Genomic DNA, 16,634 nt, shown 5'->3' with positions numbered 1-16,634 from the left:
ATGCTGGGTCGGTCAGGTTGATGCGCTTGGGCGTGACCGGCGTCGCCCCGCCGAACGCGGCATCGTCGAGCACCTCGAGATACTCGGCGACAGCGCGGCCCGCCGCTTCGGACGGAAGACCTTTTTCTCCTGGCACCGAACGCTGTCGGCGAACATCGGCGCGGATCAGGCTGGCATCGACCGCGAACCCCTCGGCGCCCACCAACCCTTCGGCCATGCAGCGCTCGACGGTCAGCTCGAACAGCTTGCGCAACAGATCGCTGTCGCGAAACCGGCCGTGACGGTTCTTCGAGAAGGTCGAGTGATCGGGCACAGCGCCATCCAGATCAAGCCGGCAGAACCAGCGATAGGCGAGGTTGAGATGCACCTCCTCGCACAGCCGCCGCTCCGAGCGAATGCCCATGCAATAGCCGATGATCAGCATCCGGATCATCAGCTCGGGATCGATCGAGGGCCGCCCAGTCGCGCTGTAGAACGGCTTCAGGTGCTCGCGGATACCGGACAGATCGACGAACCGGTCGATCGCGCGCAGCAGGTGATCGACCGGCACGTGGTCCTCGATACGGAAGCTGTAGAACAGCGCCTCCTGCATCACCGTCCGCTCGCCCATCATACCAACGTCTCCGCTTGCTTGCGAACCAATGATGGAGACCAGCGCTCGCGTTTGGCGTAGCTGCTACTCCGCGTTGTCATCGCGAAGCCAGTCCTCTGTCAGATAGGCCGCCAGTTCCTCGGGGGTACCAGTCGGGAAGGCGGATTTCAGCAGATCGAGGAACGCCGACACTCGGGCGCTTAGAAGGCGACGGGATGGATAGAGTGCCCACAGCGCGATGTCCGATTTGACCACATCTCCCCAGTGGACAAGCCGGCCTGACTTCAAATCGCTCACAACCAGTGAGATGGGCAGCCGAGCGAGACCGGCGCCTATGCGGACGGCATCGCGGATCGTAACGAGCGAAGACAGCTGCAGGACCGGTTCGACGGAGACGCTCGACTCGCCCTCAGGCGTGCCGATCAGCCAGGTGTCCGACCTGTCGTTGCTGCGGACGACAGCGCGCACTGGCCCGCTACCGGGCCGTGAAAAATGGGGCGCGCCTACCACCACCAACCTATCATGCAGGAAAGCGCGGCCAACCAACGATGCGTCCGGATCGGGATTGACGCGGATGGCAAGGTCATACCCCTCTTCGATCATATCAACGGGCCTGTCGTCGCTAGTTACCTCAAGGCGCACTTCGGGATAGTGAAGCGCAAACTCCGCCGCCAGACGGCCCATCGCGGTCTGCGAGAACAGCAGCGGCGCGCTGATCCGCAGCGTCCCACGGGGCTGGTCGCCGCCCGATGCTATTGACCGGGTCGTCTCCTCCAACTCGGCCAGCAATGCGCCCGCGCGTTCGGAGAGGGCCCGTCCTTCCTCGGTCAGCTTCAGGTCGCGCGGCCCGCGTTCGAACAGGCGTAGGTCGAGGCTCGACTCCAGTTCGGCCACGCGCCGCGACAGCGTCGCCTTGGGGCGGTTCGCAGCACGGGCGGCTTTGCCGAAGCCCCCATGTCGCGCGACCAGTGTAAAGTCGGCAAGTGCCATCAAATCCATAAGTGTTCCACCTGTGAGACGGTGCGTTTAGATTGCACGACTAGTGGACCGCATATGGATCGACCATCTTCTCCTCGTCAACAACGCAAATCCGAGGAGACACTATCATGACCATTCTTGTTACCGGAGCCACCGGCCGCGTCGGCCGCCATGTCGTCGATCAACTGGTGCAGCGTGGCGCACCCGTTCGCGTGCTGACCCGCGATCCCGCGAAGGCCGACTTCCCAGAGCGCGTAGAGGTGGCCGGGGGCGACCTGCTCGATCTCGCTGCACTGCGTTCGGCCATGTCCGGCGTATCGACGCTGTTCCTGCTCAACGCCGTTACCGGCGACGAGTTTACGCAGGCGATCGTCACGCTGAACGTCGCGCGGGAGATGGGGATCGACCGGATCGTCTATCTCTCGGTCTTCGATGCCGAGGGGGCCGTGAACGTGCCCCATTTCGCGGTCAAACGCGGGGCCGAGCGGATGCTGGAGCAGATGGATTTCGGCGCCACGATCCTGCGACCGACCTATTTCATCGACAACGAGGTTATGGTGAAGGACGTGATCGCAAACCACGGCGTCTATCCGATGCCGATCGGTAGCAAGGGCGTCGCCATGGTCGATGCCCGCGACATTGCCGAAATCGCCGCGATCGAACTGGTTCGCCGCCACGAAGCGGATGGTCCGTTGCCGATCGAGACGATCAACGTGGTTGGCCCCGAAACCCTCACCGGCGAAGGCGTTGCCGCCATCTGGTCCGACGTCCTGGGCCGTCCGATCGCCTATGGCGGGGACGATCCCAGCGGGTTCGAGGAGAATATGGCCGGCTTCATGCCGGCCTGGCAGGCATATGAAATGCGCCTGATGGCCGAGCGTTACGTAAGTCACGGGATGATCCCGGAGCGCGGCGATACTGACCGCCTGACCGCAATGCTCGGCCGCTCCCTGCATGATTACCGTGAGACCGCCGAAGCTCTGGCGGCCTGCCCCCCCGAGACCAATTGAAAGGAATTCCAATTTCCACGATACTCATCACCGGTTGTTCGTCAGGCTTCGGCCTGGCGAGCGCCACCCTCTTCGCAAATCGCGGTTGGAACGTCGTCGCCACGATGCGCGAACCACGCGAGAATATTCTGCCGCCATCCGACCGCACCCGGGTGATCACGCTCGACGTCACCGATCCGCAGAGTATTGCGCAGGCGGTCGACGCGGCGGGACCGATCGATGCACTGGTCAACAATGCCGGGATCGGATTGCTCGGCGCCGTAGAAGGCACGCCGATCCCGGTCGCGCGCGAGCTGTTCGAAACGAACACCTTGGGCACGATCGCGATGACGCAGGCCGTCCTGCCGCAGATGCGCGAGCGCGGGGGCGGGACGATCGTGAACGTCACCTCCTCGGTGACCTACGCCCCGCTGCCGCTGCTTTCGATCTACACCGCGAGCAAGGCGGCGGTGAATGCGTGGAGCGACAGCGTTGCGATCGAGCTGGAACCCTTCGGCATTCGCGTTCGAACCGTTCTACCGGGCCGTGCACCTGGCACCAGCTTCGCCGCCAATGCGAGCGACCGCATGGATGGGGCCATCCCCGAACCCTACGCCCCGCGTGCCGAGCGCGTCTTCGCAGGATGGCAGTCCGACACCGGGCCGGTCACATCGGCCGATGATGTCGCGGAAGCGGTGTGGCTAGCTGTTACCGATAATCGTGCGTTAACCCATATACCTGCGGGTGCGGACGCTATAGCGCTAGCGCAAGCCCGTTGACACAAATGCTGGCGGCCGATGCAGCCGCCAGCAATTTTCTTTGCACTCAACAGCTTGGAACGGGTCAGTTCTTCAGTCTGTTCGCGGACACTTCAATTCGTTTGGATTGTAGAAGCTCTTACCGTTCAGGGCAATTATTGGGCCGGTCGCGGACAGGCCGCTTCGAAGATTGGGAGGCTCGAAAGCTGCCGTTCGGTTAACGACCTATTTGTGGGCATTAATGGTGAGTTGGCAATCTCATTGCATGATTGATCGAATAGCCATTGCGAACGCACGAGAAGATCCAGCTCTTGGAGATGATGGTTGGCTCACCTTCTATCTCGCAGGCGATCCCAGTCAGCATGCCGCAATGAGGCTAGGCCTTGAGACATTCAACGCGGTGGACCTCGACGGAGCAGAGAGCGGGTTCGTTTACGCGAAGCTGCCGGTCGCACTGAAAGAAGAGCAGATCGCGCAGCGAGTTGCGCAGGTCCTTAACTTCGCAGAGAAGACGGGAGTTAGGATTGATACCATAGATTTGGATGCATCTGCGGACGTTCGGGGATCAAAATTCTACACCCTTTGGACTGGGACTGGCCCGGATTGCGACGTCTGCTTCCCGCCCTAATAATCGCCGATCACGTCACGCAGTTCGCGCCTTGAAAGCGGTCGACCAGCATTGCCGGTCGACCGCATGGTGAGTCAGATTTCGGTGCGCTCCGCAAGAAGCAAAGCATCCTCGACATCGACGCCGAGATACCGGACCGTGTTCTCGATCTTGGTGTGACCAAGAAGGATTTGGATCGCGCGAATGTTGCTCGTGGCTCGATAAATCTTGGCGGCTTTCGTGCGCCGAAATGAGTGTGTGCCGTATTCCGCTTTTCGCAAGCCGATGGCTGTTACCCACTCGTCGACCAGTCGAGCATACTGGCGGGTGCTCATATGGTTGGCATGATCGATGCGACTTGGGAACAGGTAGTCGCTTGCCGTTCCGCCACGCCGCTCCAGCCACGCGATCAGCGTCGCTCGCACATCCGCCGTGAGTTCGAATTGGACAGGCCGGTTGGTCTTCAGCTGGATGACGATCGCACGGGTACGAACATCGGAGCCTGCGACGATGTCACCAATCTTGATTTTGACGAGATCGCAACCGCGCAGTTTTCTGTCGATGGCGAGATCGAAAAGCGCCTTGTCCCGCAGCCGTCCTTCGCGATCGAGATGAAAGCGGATCGCCCAGTTCTGCTTCTGAGTTAGTGGGCGCTTAGTCCCGACATTCTTACCAGCATTCCACGCTGCACGGCCCTGCATCGCCTGGTCAAATCGAGAGTATCCCATGGTTCTTCTCCTCGGCCGAGATTGGCCTTGAGGAAGATTGTCTGAAGTATGTAACTTTTTGGGCCGAGAGCGATCTGTCCGGATTTGCCTGATCTGAAGCTGAAGCAGCCATTCGATCAGCAGTCCGTCTGCGAATCATCGAGGCGAATCTCGGGAACCGCATGACGGTAGTGCAAACCGGGAACGCATCGAGTCGAATGCAATGCGAACCATATTCGAAAGTCTTTGCCTCGCGCGCGCGCCGCCTATAGCCGGTGTAGCGAACTGGGTAGCGAACCCGGAAAGCCTTTCGCCAATTAATCGGCGCCCATAAACAGGAACACGATGTCCCGGCTTCATCTCAAAATATTGGCGCTCGTCAGTATTGGTCCGCTGCTCGCGGCCTGCGGGAGCGTCGAGGAAGAGCGAACGGCAGAGGCAGTGCCGGTCGTCGCACAGGAAGTGCGCTTTCTGCCCGAAATCTCGCAGTTCGATGCGATCGGCACCGCCCGCGCGGCGACCGCCGCCGAACTTTTCCCCGAGACGGCCGGGCGCGTCACACGGGTCATGTTCAGCGCGGGCGACTACGTGCGGCAGGGGGCGCCGCTGCTCCAGCTCGACGACCGGGCAGAGCGCCTTGATGTCGAGGCGGCGCGCGTATCGGTGCGCGAGGCGGACCAGCTGCTTGGCCGCTACCGCCGGATCGAGGATACCGGCGCAATCTCCGAAAGCCAGATCGAGGCGGGCGAAACGTCGCTCGCGGCGGCGCGGGTTCAGCTGCGCCAGGCGCAGACCGCACTTGCCGACCGCACGGTGCGCGCACCCTTTTCCGGCCATGTCGGCCTGACCGAGATCGACGTGGGGGACCGGGTCGATGGCTCGACTCCGATCACGCAGATCGATAAGCGCGGCACGCTCTACGTCGATTTCCCGGCCCCCGAGGAGGTCTTCGCGGGGCTCGACCGGGGGGAGAGCGTCGAGGTGACGCCATTCTCCGAACCCGACCGCACGATCAAGGCCGAAGTGATAGCGACCGACAACCGGGTGTCGCAGGACAGCCGCGATTTCATCGTGCGCACCGCCATCCCCAATCGCGATGACAAGCTGCGACCCGGCATGAGCTTCCGCGTCCAGTTCACCCAGCGCGGCACGATGCGCGCCGCAGTGCCCGAAGAGGCGATCGTGTGGGGTGGCGAAGGATCGCACCTGTTTCTGGTGCGCGACGGCAAGGCCCTGCGCGTGCCCGTCACCATCACCTCGCGCCGCGATGGCCGGGTGTTCGTCGACGGGCCGATTTCCCGCAACGACCGGGTCATTGTGGAGGGCGTGCAGAAGGTGCGCGACGGGCAGGACATCCGCCTCGTCCGCCAGGCGCGCCAGCCCGAACAGGATGTCCGCGTCAAGCAGGCGCCGACGCGCGGCGGCGATGGCAACTAGGTCCGATCTGCCCATGCTAGCGGTCAAGCGACCGCTGCTCATCGGCGTGCTCAACCTGCTGATCGTGATGGCAGGAATCGCCGCGTTGGTCGGCGTAGAGGTGCGCGAGCTGCCCAATGTCGACCGACCGATCGTCTCGGTCACAACCACCCTGCCCGGCGCCGCGCCCGAAACGATGGACGCGGAGGTCACCAGCATTCTGGAAGATGCGGTCGCGCGCGTTTCGGGCGTGCGCCAGATCAGCTCTTCGAGCGAGGAAAACAATTCGCGCATCCGGATCGAGTTCAACCCCGGTGTCGATCTCGATACAGCGGCAACCGATGTGCGCGAGGCGGTCAGCCGGACGCAGCGCGACCTGCCCGAGCGCGTCGAGCAGGTGACGGTGGTGAAGGCCGATCAGGACGCGCAGCCGATCATGACGCTCGCGGTGCTGAGCGGTGCTTATGATCAGGCCGAGCTGACCCGGCTCGTCGACAACGACATCATTCCCGAACTGCTTGCCGCAGAGGGCGTCGCCAGCATCGATCCGTTCGGCGCGCGCGAGCGGCAGATGCGCGTCGCGGTCGATCCGCTGCGCCTGAACCGCTTCGGGCTGACGCTGACCGATGTCGCCGATGCGCTGGAGAATGCTCCGTTCGACGTGCCGGTCGGCTCGTTCCGCTCCGACGCGCAGAGCCTCGTCGTGCGCGCCGATGCCAGCGCGACCGAGCCCGACCGGATCGAAAGCGTGATCATCAGCGGCAATGTGCGGGTCGGCGATGTCGCGCAGGTCGGCTTCGCGCCCGCCAATGCCAGCAACTTCGTGCGGCTGGACGGGCGGCCGATCATCGGACTGGGCGTGGTGCGGCAGGCCAGTTCCAACACGATCGAGATTTCGGACTCGATCCGGCAGGCGGTCGAGCGGGTCAACCGGCGGTTCGACGATGTCGAGGTCGAAATCGTGTCCGACGATGCCGAGTTCATCCGCACTTCGGTGCGCGAGGTGTTGATCACGCTCGGCTTTACGGTTCTGGTGGTGGTCGCCACTATGCTGATCTTCTTCCGTGCGTGGCGTCCCACAATGGTCCCGAGCACGACCATTCCCGTCGCGCTGGTGGGCGTGATCGCGGGCATCTGGCTGATGGGCTTCTCGATCAACCTGCTCACCCTGCTGGCTCTGGTGCTGGCGACGGGGCTGATCGTCGACGACGCGATCGTGGTGCTGGAGAACTGCCAGCGGTTGCAGAACAAGGGACTGGGCAGGCGCGCGGCGGCGGTGGTCGGCACGCGGCAGGTGTTCTTCGCGGTCGTAGCGACCACTGCGGTGCTCGTCTCCGTCTTCGTGCCGATCAGCTTCCTGCCGTCGGAGACCGGGCGGCTGTTCCGCGAATTCGGCTTCGTGCTGGCAGTCGCGGTGATCTTGTCCAGCTTCGTCGCGCTGTCGCTGGTGCCCGCGCTAGCCGCGAAGTTCGATCTGACGAGTGACGAGGCAAACGGCGATGAAGCCGGCAAGAGCCTCCTGTCGCGCTTCGGCACCGCCGTCACCAGGCGCTATGACCGCCTGCTGAAGCGCGCGCTCGATGCGCCGCGTGCAATCATCATCGGCTCGGTGCTGGTCGCGGGGCTCGCCGGGTTCCTCTACACCCAGCTCGATAACGAACTGGTGCCGGACGAGGATCGAGGGGTCGTCACGGTCGATGCGACCGGCCCCGATGGCGTCGGCCTCGCCTTCATGGATCGCGAGCTGGACGAGATCGAGCAGGCGCTCCAGCCTTTTCTCGACAGCGGCGAGATCGAGAGCACCTTTTCCATTGTCGGCCGCTACGATCCCAACCGCGTGCGTGTGACCGCGCAGCTGGCCGACTGGGGCGAGCGGGATCGCAGCCAGACCGAGATCGTGCAGGAACTGAACGGCCCGCTTGCGGAGATTCCCGGATCGCGCACCAATGCGCGCGGGCGCGGCACGCTCAGCTTTGGCGGCGGCGGCGAAGGGCTGGAGGTCGCGCTGACCGGCCCCGAATACGACCGGATCTACGACAGTGCGGATGCGCTTGCGACCGCGATCGACACGCAGTCGGACATCCTCTCGAACGCCGAAATCTCCTATCAGCCGACCCAGCCGCAGCTCTCCGTCCGGATCGATCGCCAGCGCGCGTCGGACCTGGGCGTGGATCTCAACGACCTGTCGCAGACGCTGCGGGCGATGGTGGGCGGAGAGGAACTGGTCGATCTGAACGTGGGCGATCAGGCGGTGCCGATCTTCCTCACCGCACAGGCGGTCAGCGTGACTAACCCCAATGACTTGCGCAATCTCTATGTCCGCGGATCGGGCGGTGAGGCGGGTAGCAACACTCTGGTGCCGCTGGCGGCGCTTACCACGATCGTCGAAGAGGGGATTGCCGCCGAACTCGACCGGACCGAACAGCGCCGCGCGATCGAGGTCGACGCCGACATCGCGGCGGGCACACCGCTGCGCGACGCGGTCGACGAGATCGAGCGGTTGGCCGAGGAGACAGTGGCCGAGGATATTGACATGCTGCTGCAGGGCGATGCGGAAAGCCTGGAGGAAAGCTCCAACGCGCTGGCGCTGACCTACGGCTTCGCCCTTGCCATCGTCTTTCTGGTGCTAGTCGCGCAGTTCGAAAGCCTCACGAGCGCGCTGGTGGTGCTGCTCACCGTCCCCTTTGCACTGGCCGCAGCAGTGTTCGCGCTGTTCCTGTCGGGCGTATCGCTCAACATCTATTCGCAGATCGGGCTGGTGATGCTGATCGGTCTGATGGCCAAGAACGGGGTGCTGATCGTGGAGTTTGCGGACCAGTTGCGCCATCAGGGCCGCAGCGTGCGCGAAGCGGTAGAGGAAGCCGCCGCGATCCGCCTGCGACCGATCACCATGACGCTGATCTCCACCGTGATCGGCGCGCTGCCGCTCATCCTCGCCAACGGCGCGGGGGCCGAGGCCCGCCAGTCGATCGGCTGGGTGATCTTCGGCGGGCTTGGCATTGCCAGCATCTTCACGCTGTTCCTGACCCCGGTGCTCTATCTCGCTATCGCCCGCTTCGGCCAGCCGCGCAGCGTCGACCTCGCCAAGCTGCGCGAGGAGATCGATTCTCTGGACGAGGACATGACGGTGGCGCCCGCATGATCCGCAGTCTTACTCTCCTGTCGGCCGCCGTGGCGCTGTCGGCCTGCGTCTCGCTCGATCCCTATCCGGTCGATCGTCCGGTCATCGCGCCGCAGGCCTATGGGGGCGATCTGCCGCCCAGCGGGGTGGCGGAGAACTGGTGGCAGGGGTTCGGCGATCCGGTGCTCAACGATCTGGTCGAGCAGGGCCTCGCCGCCAATCTCGACATCGCTATCGCGCGCGACCGTCTGCGCGCGGCGGATGCGCTGCTGCAGGCGGAGCGTGCGGATCGCCTGCCGCGCCTCGACGGCGCAGCGGACGCGGCGATCGGCCTCGACACCTCCGACAGCGATTCGGCCAGCATCGGCCTGCTGGGTACGTTCGATCCGGATATCTCGGGGCGCCTCTCAGCGCAGATCCGCGCCGCAGCCGCCGACTATGCGCAGGCGGAGTATATCCTCGCCGACCAGCGCAGGCTGGTCGCCGCCGCCATCGCCGCGCAATATATCGATTATCGCCGCACCGGCGCGCAGCTGGAGCTGCTGACGCAATCGACTGACTTGCAGGAGCGTACGCTCAGGGTCGTGACGCTGCGGTTCGAGGCGGGGCTCGCTGCCAATCTCGATGTGCGCCGCGCGGCAGCGGACCTCGCGCAGACGCGTGCGCGGCGCGGCCTGATCGAGATTGCGCGGGCGGGCGCAGCCAACCGGCTGGCGATCCTGCTAGGCCAGTCGCCGGGGCTGTTCGCTCCGCCGCCTGCACCGGGCCAGCACACGATGCCCGATTATGCCGGCGGGCCGCCAGCGGGCACGCCTGCGGACCTGCTGCGCCGGCGGGCCGATGTGCTCGCGGCCGAGGCGGCGCTGCTGCGCGCCTCGGCAAGCGTCGGGGTCGAGCAGGCCGATCTGCGACCATCGCTGATCATTCCGGGCAGCATCGTGCTCGGCGATGGATCTATCGGCGGCATCCTCGACGAATTCATCGCCACCATCGGCGCCGCGCTCGACGTTCCGCTGTTCGACGGCGGGCGCAGGCGCGCGGAAGTCGAAGCCGCCGAGGCGGAGGCTGACGCGCGCTTCGGCGAATACCGCCTGACCTTCCTCGAAGCCTTGGGCGAGGTCGAAAACGCGCTCGTCTCGCTCGATGCCAACAGCCAGCGTATCGCGGCGCTCAGCGAAGCGATCGAGCAGAGCGAGGCTGCGCTCGAACAATCGGACGCGCTCTACCGCGAAGGGCTTGCGACCCTGTTCGACGTGCTCGACGCGCAGCGCCAGCTGATCGGCAGCCGCCAGTCGCTGATCGACAGCCAGGCGGCGCTTGCGACCTCGTTCGTGTCATTCCACGCGGCAATCGGCGCGCCGGGTAGCGGGCCCTCAGAGGCTTAGGGATATTGCACCGAGGATGGCGCGTGTGGGGCCAGCTCGGATTTCGACCGCTCGAAGGAAATGACAGCTTTCGGAAGAGGCGAGCACATGGATAAACGACCATAATTGGGGCGTGAAGCTGACACGCCGGTTAGCCATCGGGAACGTCCGTTATCCCATTCTGCGACCCGATAGGAGACTTTCCGGATCGTCCGCATTGGCGACATCCGATCGTCAGTCTAGGGATAGTTATCTCGGCCATGACGTGCTCCCCTGAAATGTGACCGGTTTTTGGTAGAGTCCGACGTAAAGGAGTCGGACGAGAATGAAGCGCAGCAGGTTCAGCGAAGAACAGATCATTGCGATCTTGAAGGATCAGGAAGCGGGCATGGCGACGGCGGAGGTTTGCCGCCGCCACGGGATCAGCTCAGCGACCTCCTACAAGTGGAAGTCGAAGTTCGGCGGGCTGGAAGTGTCCGATGCCCGTCGGTTGCGTACGCTTGAGCAGGAGAATGCCCGGCTGAAGAAGCTGCTGGCCGAGGCGATGCTCGACAACGTGGTGCTGAAGGATCTGGCATCAAAAAAATGGTGACGCCCGGCGCGAAGCCGGAAGCCGTCGCCCACGCCCGTGAGCAGCACGGGCTGAGCGAGCGTCTGGCGTGCAGTCTGGTTGGCGTGAGCCGTAGGGTCATTCGTTATGTGCCGACGAGGCCGGATGACGGGCCGCTGCGGCAACGGTTGCGCGAACTGGCGGCGGAACGTCGCCGGTTCGGCTATCGTCGCCTGGGCTACCTGCTGACACGGGAAGGCATGAGTCCCAACCACAAGAAGCTGCTGCGCATCTACCGCGAGGAAGGGCTGCGGGTCCGTCGCCGTGGCGGTCGCAAACGGGCACTGGGCACGCGGGCACCGAGGGTGCTGCCGGATGGCCCGAACCAGCGTTGGTCGCTCGACTTCGTCTCCGACAGCCTCGTGTGCGGTCGCCGGTTCCGCATCTTGTGCGTGGTCGACGACTTCTCGCGGGAGTGCCTCGCGCTGGTGGCCGACACGTCGCTGTCAGGCGCGCGGGTCGCCCGGGAACTGACCAGCCTGATCGGGATCCGCGGCAAGCCGCATACGGTGGTCAGCGACAATGGCACCGAACTGACCTCGTCGGCCATCCTGCGCTGGTCGCAGGAGCGCCGGGTCGAGTGGCATTACATCGCTCCCGGCAAGCCGATGCAGAACGGCTTCGTCGAGAGGTTGGCCTTTGACCAGCTTCGCTTCCAACGGCCGACTGCGGGACGAATGCCTCAACGAAACGCTGTTCACCTCGCTCGCGCACGCCCGGTTCGTGCTGGCTGCCTGGCGGCACGATTACAACACGGTCAGGCCACACTCGAAACTGGGCGGGAAGACCCCCGCCGAGATCGCCGGCGAACGTGTCTGGGGGCATGCCCCCAGACACGTTGCCATACCATCAAACATCAATCATGAAGAAGCGAGACTCTACCTCTGAATGGTAACCATCAGGGGAGCACGTCAGTAAGTGTCCAGAAAAACTATCGGAAATTTCCAAAATTACTGGACACATCTGAGCCGCACCAAGATGCCAAGGTCTATAAAGATTAGCATATTCAATGCGTTAGATGGTGGGCGCGGCAAGGATTGAACTTGCGACCCCACCCGTGTGAAGGGTGTGCTCTACCACTGAGCTACGCGCCCGCCCTTGCGATTCGCGAACAGGTCGCGTCCCGGGCAGGGGCGGGCCTTTGCCAGTTGTCCCGGCACTTGGCAAGGCCCTCGTGTAGCAGAATTGCGTCAGTGCCCGCTGAGCAAGTTCAGCACCGCGCTCCAGCCCACCGGGGCAGAGGTATCGGCCTCCTTGCGCGGCTGCCCCTCGATCACACAGCCCAGGCACCGCGCTTGTACCCCCGGCGTTGCCACCATCTGCTCCAGATCGCGCAGCATGTCGGCCATCATGCGCCCGTTGTCGCCCGCGATCGCGGCTGAAACGGTCAGCGGCTGCCTTGCCTCGGCGGCCTCACCGGTCAGCAGGCCCGCAACCATCGCTTCGAACGGATCGCGCGGATCGGCCAGCCGTTTCACGCCCCAGTTGCCTTCCTCAAGCCCGGCCTGCTGCGCGGCATAGGCCAGCGCATCGTCGAGCCCACCGAACTGGTCCACCAGCCCCAGCTGGCGCGCGGTGCCGCCGGTCCAGACGCGCCCTTGCGCTACCTGATCGATCTGCGCGGGCGAGAGCTTGCGCGCACGCGCCACAAGGCCGGTGAAGCGCCGGTAAAGCGACTGTGTTTCGATCCGCATCAAGGCGTCGACCTCGGGCGAGAAGCCGCCCAGCACGTCGGGCTGGCCAGACAGCGGGGTGACCGCGACCCGCTCTGGATTGACGCCGTATTCCTGTAACAGGCGTTCGAACGAGGGCACTGTCAGCACCACGCCGATCGAGCCGGTCACTGTTTCCGGCTCGGCGAACACACGCTCTCCGGCAGTGGAAATCCAATATCCCCCGCTGGCGGCATAGTTGGCCATCGAGACCACCACCGGGATCTTCTTGTCGCGATAGCGCATCAGCGCGCGGCGGATGGTCTCCGAGCCGGTGACCGTGCCGCCGGGCGAATCGATCCGTACCACCAGCGCGGCCAGATCGTCGTCGAGCGCATCGTCGAGCAGGCGCTCGATCCGGGCCGCACCGGCCGTGCCGGGGCCGGCCTCGCTGTCGTTGATGGCGCCAGCGATGGTCACCACGCCGATTGTCTTGTCGCCGGCCCACTCCTCGGAGCCGGTGTTGGCGAGATAGACGTCAAGCTCGGTATGGGCGAAGGCGGCGGGGTGGTCGCTCCACTGGTCCTTGCCCGCGAGCTCCGCCATGTGTGCGCCCCACTGGGCATAGGTGCCGATGGAATCGGCAAAACCGGCGCTAAGGGCGAGCTTGGCCAGATCGCCATCCTCGGCGGTGAGCGCGGCCTCGATATCGGTGGTGATGGCATCGAAATCGGCCTCGGGCCGGTTCTTCACGATAGCGGCGCGGTATTCGTCCCACAGCTCGCCGATATAGGCCTCGGTGTTCTGGCGGAATTCGGGCGACATGGCGGCATTGGCATAGGGTTCGCCCGCACCCTTGTAGTCGCCCACCTGATAGACGTGCGCATTTACACCGAACCGCTCCAGCGCGTCGGCATAGAACAGGATCGTGCCACCAGGGCCGCGAATGGCGACGCCGCCCAGCGGATCGACCCACACATCGTTCGCCTGTGCGGCCAGCATCATCGCATCGTCGGTGTAGGCGAGGGCATAGGCGCTGACCGGCTTGCCCGTGGCGCGGAAGCGGGCAAGCGCTTCAGCTACGTCCTTGACCGAGACCTGACCGCCGCCGGTGAAGGTGGTGAGATCGAGCGCGATGGCCTTGATCCGGTCATCCTCGGCGGCGCTGTCGATTGCGTCGACCAACTCGTGCGCGGCATATTCGCGCGTGGGCAGGCTGCGTGAGAGCAGCGTTGAGAACGGGTCGATCTCGGCGACTTCCTCGACGATGGAGCCATCGAGTTTGAGCAGCAGCGCCCCCTCGTTGACACTACCCGGATTGGGGCGGGCGGACAGGGCCGCGAACAGGAGGGTGAAGAACAGCAGGAAGAAGGCGAGAGCCAGCGCATCCTTGATTCCAACCAACAGGCGCCAGACTTTGCGCGCAAAACTCATCTTTTCGATCCCATTTATCGTGCCGTGAAGGGCAATCTAGAGAGCCTTTGCCATGCCCGCCAGCGGCAAAAGCGCTTGAGCAGGCGGGCGCTTGCGATTAACGGCTCGGGCTTGATGACATCGGCGCCACCCTCTTCGGCCGGCTCGCGCTTCCCTGCGGGCAAACGGGCCTATCCGCACCGCGACCTGATCGCCATTTCCCAGCTTGAGCGGCACGAGATCCTCTATCTGCTGGCCGAGGCCGAGCAGTGGGTCGATTTCAACCGCCGCGCCAACAAGCATTCCGATGCGCTGGCCGGGCTCACCATCATCAATGCCTTCTTCGAGAATTCGACGCGCACGCTGCTGAGCTTCGAGATTGCGGGCAAGCGGCTCGGGGCCGATGTGGTCAACATGCATGCCTCGCAGTCGAGCATCAAGAAGGGCGAGACGCTGATCGATACGGCGGTGACGCTCAACGCGATGCGCGCCGACGCGATCGTGATCCGCCATGGGTCAAGCGGGGCGGTGGGGCTGATCGCCAGCAAGGTCGATTGCCCGGTGCTCAACGCGGGCGACGGGCAGCACGAACACCCCACGCAGGCACTGCTCGATGCGCTGGCCTTGCGGCGCGCGCTGCGCGAGCGGGGCGCGACAAGCGAGGATTTTACCGGGCTCACGGTGACGATCTGCGGCGACATCCTGCACAGCCGGGTGGCGCGTTCGAATATCCTTTCGTTGCAGGCGCTGGGGGCCACGGTGCGCGCCTGTGCGCCGCCCGCGCTGATGCCGCAGGGGATCGAGGCCATGGGTGTGGAGCCATTCCACGATTTCGACCGGGCGCTGGCCGGGGCCGACGTGGTGATGATGCTGCGCCTGCAGAACGAGCGGATGGACGGGCAGTTCATTCCTTCCCCGCGAGAATATCACCACCTTTACGGTCTCACTCGCGAACGGTTGGCGAACCATGCGCCCGAGGCCATCGTGATGCATCCCGGTCCGATGAACCGCGGCGTCGAGATCGACAGCGATGTGGCCGACGATCCGGCGGTGTCGCTGATCACGGCGCAGGTCGAGATGGGGGTGGCGATCCGCATGGCCTGCCTCGATGTGCTGACCCGCCGCACGCGCGGTGTCGCCGGATGGAAAGACGGGGAGTGGGTATGAAACAGCGCGCTCCGCTTACGATTACCAATGGCCGTCTCGTCACGCCAAGCGGTGTGGTCGAGGGCGGCTTGCGCTGCGCCGACGGGCGTATCGTCGCCGTTGGCGAGGTGTTGCCGCAAGAGGGCGACAGTGTCGTTGATGCAGGCGGGCTGCTGATTGCGCCGGGCTTGGTCGATCTGGGCGTGTTCGCGGTCGACAAGCCGGCGTTTCATTTTGGCGGGATCACCCGTGCGGGGCTGATGCCGGATTGCTCGCCCTTGCTCGATCACCCGGCGCGGGTGCGGTTCATGGCGCAGAGCGGCAAGCCCGACTTCTGGGTCCATCCCTTCGCGGCCGCCACCATCGGTCTTGCGGGCGAGCAGCTGGCCGAACTGGCGCTGATGCGCGATGCCGGGGCCAAGGCGGTCGCGACCGGGCGGCGCTGGATTGGCGATAGCGGCGTGATGCTGCGGCTTATGCAATATGCGGCCATGCTCGATCTGCCGGTGGTCGCCCATGCCGAGGATGCGGGGCTTTCGGGCCGTGCGGCGGCGACAGCGGGCGAGATGGCAACGCGGCTGGGCTTGCCCTCGGCCCCTGCCGAGGCCGAAACGCTGGCGCTGGCGCGCGACATCGCGCTTGCGGAGATGACCGGTGCGCGCCTTCACGCAAGGCAGGTGACGACGCGGGCAGGGCTGGCGCTGGTACGCGCGGCCAAGGCGCGCGGCGTTGCGATCACCGCCGGGGTGACGCCTGCGCACTTCATGCTCTCGGACCTCGCTCTGGCCGACTTCCGCACCTTCGCCCGCCTCTCGCCCCCCTTGCGCTGCGAGGACGACCGTCAGGCCGTGATCGAGGCCATTGGCGATGGTACAATCGATGCAATCGCCTCCGGACACGATCCGCGCGGGCCGGAAGACAAGCGCCTGCCCTTTGCCGATGCCGAGCCGGGCATGGCAGGTGCCGAAACGCTGCTCGCCATGGTGCTGACATTGGTGCGCGACGGTGTGATCGATATGGCGCGCGCCTTCGAACTGGTGGCGCGCAACCCGGCGCACATTCTCGGCGTGGCGGCTGGGGTGCTGGAGGCGGAGGCGGAGGCCGATCTCGTGCTGGTCGATGAGACCAAGCCCTGGATTGTCGACCGGCGCAAGATGGCGGCGACGGCGGGCAACACCCCGTTCGACCGGCAGCCGACGGAAGGGCGCGTGACCCGGATGTGGAAGGGCGGCGTCGAAATCGCGCTCTAAGGCAAACGGGCCGCCATCCGGTTGGAATGGC

11 protein-coding genes, 1 tRNA gene and 1 pseudogene are annotated in these 16,634 nt (G+C 64.8%); 8 read left to right on the top strand and 5 right to left on the bottom strand.

Going from position 1 to position 16,634, the window contains the following annotated elements:
- Both ABDJ38_RS16415 and ABDJ38_RS16410 read right to left on the bottom strand, forming a co-directional pair.
- Positions 1–613, bottom strand: a 613-nt coding sequence (locus ABDJ38_RS16415) for a transposase (protein WP_346786216.1), incomplete at its 3' end; no start/stop codon positions are given.
- Between the two features lie 63 nt (positions 614–676).
- Positions 677–1,591, bottom strand: coding sequence for a LysR family transcriptional regulator (locus ABDJ38_RS16410; RefSeq protein ID WP_346786215.1), 915 nt, complete (start codon positions 1,589–1,591; stop codon positions 677–679).
- Between the two features lie 107 nt (positions 1,592–1,698).
- Between ABDJ38_RS16410 and ABDJ38_RS16405 the strand changes: the two genes are divergently transcribed.
- Both ABDJ38_RS16405 and ABDJ38_RS16400 read left to right on the top strand, forming a co-directional pair.
- Positions 1,699–2,580, top strand: a complete 882-nt coding sequence (locus tag ABDJ38_RS16405; RefSeq protein WP_346786213.1) for an SDR family oxidoreductase — start codon at positions 1,699–1,701, stop codon at positions 2,578–2,580.
- A complete protein-coding gene (locus tag ABDJ38_RS16400) occupies positions 2,577–3,338 on the top strand; it encodes an SDR family oxidoreductase (protein ID WP_346786212.1) in 762 nt (253 codons plus the stop codon). Before ABDJ38_RS16405 ends, ABDJ38_RS16400 begins: the two co-directional genes overlap by 4 nt.
- 681 nt (positions 3,339–4,019) lie before the next feature.
- Here the strand turns inward: ABDJ38_RS16400 and ABDJ38_RS16395 are convergent.
- Positions 4,020–4,652 (bottom strand): tyrosine-type recombinase/integrase, encoded by a 633-nt coding sequence (locus tag ABDJ38_RS16395; RefSeq protein ID WP_346786211.1) that lies wholly within the window; start codon positions 4,650–4,652, stop codon positions 4,020–4,022.
- Between the two features lie 324 nt (positions 4,653–4,976).
- On the opposite strand from ABDJ38_RS16395, the gene ABDJ38_RS16390 reads away from it, so the two are divergent.
- From ABDJ38_RS16390 to ABDJ38_RS16375, 4 genes and pseudogenes are all read left to right on the top strand, one after another.
- Positions 4,977–6,068, top strand: coding sequence for an efflux RND transporter periplasmic adaptor subunit (locus ABDJ38_RS16390; RefSeq protein ID WP_346786210.1), 1,092 nt, complete (start codon positions 4,977–4,979; stop codon positions 6,066–6,068).
- Positions 6,058–9,189 (top strand): efflux RND transporter permease subunit, encoded by a 3,132-nt coding sequence (locus ABDJ38_RS16385; protein ID WP_346786209.1) that lies wholly within the window; start codon positions 6,058–6,060, stop codon positions 9,187–9,189. Before ABDJ38_RS16390 ends, ABDJ38_RS16385 begins: the two co-directional genes overlap by 11 nt.
- Complete coding sequence (locus ABDJ38_RS16380; protein ID WP_346786208.1) at positions 9,186–10,553, top strand: efflux transporter outer membrane subunit; 1,368 nt, start codon at positions 9,186–9,188, stop codon at positions 10,551–10,553. The genes ABDJ38_RS16385 and ABDJ38_RS16380 overlap by 4 nt, the downstream gene beginning before the upstream one ends.
- Before the next feature lie 304 nt (positions 10,554–10,857).
- Positions 10,858–12,030 (top strand): annotated as a pseudogene (locus ABDJ38_RS16375) (IS3 family transposase).
- 131 nt (positions 12,031–12,161) lie between these two features.
- Here the strand turns inward: ABDJ38_RS16375 and ABDJ38_RS16370 are convergent.
- Positions 12,162–12,236: transfer RNA gene (locus tag ABDJ38_RS16370), tRNA-Val, on the bottom strand.
- 96 nt (positions 12,237–12,332) lie between these two features.
- A complete protein-coding gene (gene sppA, locus ABDJ38_RS16365; RefSeq protein WP_346786207.1) occupies positions 12,333–14,228 on the bottom strand; it encodes a signal peptide peptidase SppA in 1,896 nt (631 codons plus the stop codon).
- Positions 14,229–14,342: 114 nt separating this feature from the next.
- On the opposite strand from sppA, the gene ABDJ38_RS16360 reads away from it, so the two are divergent.
- Together ABDJ38_RS16360 and ABDJ38_RS16355 are read left to right on the top strand one after the other, a co-directional pair.
- Positions 14,343–15,374: an aspartate carbamoyltransferase catalytic subunit gene (locus ABDJ38_RS16360; RefSeq protein WP_346786206.1), complete on the top strand. Its 1,032-nt coding sequence runs from the start codon at positions 14,343–14,345 to the stop codon at positions 15,372–15,374.
- Positions 15,371–16,603, top strand: coding sequence for a dihydroorotase (locus ABDJ38_RS16355; protein WP_346786205.1), 1,233 nt, complete (start codon positions 15,371–15,373; stop codon positions 16,601–16,603). Before ABDJ38_RS16360 ends, ABDJ38_RS16355 begins: the two co-directional genes overlap by 4 nt.
- Positions 16,604–16,634 lie beyond the last annotated feature (31 nt).

Origin of the sequence: Aurantiacibacter flavus (assembly GCF_039710615.1) — a bacterium.
In the GTDB taxonomy this organism is placed as follows: Bacteria; Pseudomonadota; Alphaproteobacteria; order Sphingomonadales; family Sphingomonadaceae; genus Alteraurantiacibacter; species Alteraurantiacibacter flavus.
This window is presented reverse-complemented; position numbering and strand designations above follow the sequence as displayed.

Excerpts from the sequence above, each read along its gene's own strand:
- ABDJ38_RS16405 (WP_346786213.1), top strand. The coding sequence starts at position 1,699 with ATGACCATTCTTGTTACCGGAGCCACCGGCCGCGTCGGCCGCCATGTC.
- ABDJ38_RS16390 (WP_346786210.1), top strand. The coding sequence starts at position 4,977 with ATGTCCCGGCTTCATCTCAAAATATTGGCGCTCGTCAGTATTGGTCCG.
- ABDJ38_RS16380 (WP_346786208.1), top strand. The coding sequence starts at position 9,186 with ATGATCCGCAGTCTTACTCTCCTGTCGGCCGCCGTGGCGCTGTCGGCC.
- ABDJ38_RS16410 (WP_346786215.1), bottom strand. The coding sequence starts at position 1,591 with ATGGATTTGATGGCACTTGCCGACTTTACACTGGTCGCGCGACATGGG.
- ABDJ38_RS16360 (WP_346786206.1), top strand. The coding sequence starts at position 14,343 with ATGACATCGGCGCCACCCTCTTCGGCCGGCTCGCGCTTCCCTGCGGGC.
- sppA (WP_346786207.1), bottom strand. The coding sequence starts at position 14,228 with ATGAGTTTTGCGCGCAAAGTCTGGCGCCTGTTGGTTGGAATCAAGGAT.
- ABDJ38_RS16385 (WP_346786209.1), top strand. The coding sequence starts at position 6,058 with ATGGCAACTAGGTCCGATCTGCCCATGCTAGCGGTCAAGCGACCGCTG.
- ABDJ38_RS16355 (WP_346786205.1), top strand. The coding sequence starts at position 15,371 with ATGAAACAGCGCGCTCCGCTTACGATTACCAATGGCCGTCTCGTCACG.
- ABDJ38_RS16395 (WP_346786211.1), bottom strand. The coding sequence starts at position 4,652 with ATGGGATACTCTCGATTTGACCAGGCGATGCAGGGCCGTGCAGCGTGG.